This is a genomic window from Streptomyces calidiresistens (assembly GCF_014141525.1).
GTDB classification, from domain to species: domain Bacteria; phylum Actinomycetota; class Actinomycetes; order Streptomycetales; family Streptomycetaceae; genus Streptomyces; species Streptomyces calidiresistens.
In genome coordinates this window covers 1-1,063 of the sequence record NZ_VKHS01001242.1, presented here as the reverse complement: position 1 = coordinate 1,063, position 1,063 = coordinate 1, and the positions used below count along the sequence as shown (strand labels likewise).

Genomic DNA, 1,063 nt, shown 5'->3' with positions numbered 1-1,063 from the left:
CGGCCGGACACCCCCGGGCGGCTTCCCCGGGTGCTCGTGCTGGAGGGGCCGGGCATGTCCACCACCCCACGACTGGACCGCCTGGAGGGCCGCGCCACCGTCACCCGGGTGGGGGAGGACGGGCTCGCCGGCGCCCTGCCCGGCGCCGACGTGCTGCTGGTGTGGGACTTCACCTCCGATGCCGTGCGGCGGTGTTGGCCCGGTCCCGGCCCCCGCCCCGGGTGGGTGCACACCGCCAGCGCCGGCGTGGACCGGCTGCTCTTCCCCGAACTGGTGGACTCGGACACCGTGCTGACCAACGCCCGGGGGGTCTTCGACGGGCCGATCGCCGAGTACGTGGCGGGGCTGGTGCTCGCGGTCGCCAAGGACCTGCCCGGCACCTGGCGGCGCCAGCGCGAACACCGCTGGGAGCACCGGGAGACCCGCCGGGTCGCCGGGACCCGGGCGGTCGTGGTGGGCTCCGGACCCATCGGGCGGCGCATCGCGCGCACCCTCGACGCGCTGGGGGTCCGCGCGCAGGTCGTGGGACGGCGGGGACGCGGGGACGACCCGGAGGTGGGCCGGATCCACCCGGCGGACGCCCTGCCGGATCTGCTGCCCGGGGCCGACTGGGTGATCTGCGCGGCCCCGCTCACCGACGCCACCCGGGGGATGTTCGACGCCGCCGCCTTCGCCCGGATGCGGCCCGGTTCCTGCTTCGTCAACATCGGGCGGGGCGGGCACGTGGTGGAGGCGGACCTGCTCGCGGCGCTGCGGGCGGGCCGGCCCGCATCCGCCGCCCTGGACGTCTTCGCGGAGGAACCGCTGCCGGCCGACAGCCCGCTGTGGGACGCGCCCGGGCTCCTGGTCTCCCCGCACATGAGCGGCGACACCCTCGGCTGGCACGACGACCTCGCCGACCGGTTCCAGGACGCCTTCGACCTGTGGGTGGCGGGCGGGACACCGCCCAACACGGTGGACAAGCGGCTGGGTTATCCCTCCGGGGACTGACCCGTCGTCGGACCGCGTCGCCGCCGGGGCCCGGCCACGCCGCCCCTCCCCCGTCCCCGTCTCTTATACACAA

General features: G+C 76.7%; 1 protein-coding gene. It reads left to right on the top strand.

Annotation, left to right across the window (positions count from 1 at the left end):
- The first annotated feature begins 30 nt into the window (after positions 1 to 30).
- Positions 31 to 990 (top strand): D-2-hydroxyacid dehydrogenase, encoded by a 960-nt coding sequence (locus FOE67_RS26645; RefSeq protein WP_438874322.1) that lies wholly within the window; start codon positions 31 to 33, stop codon positions 988 to 990.
- The last annotated feature ends 73 nt before the right edge of the window (positions 991 to 1,063 follow it).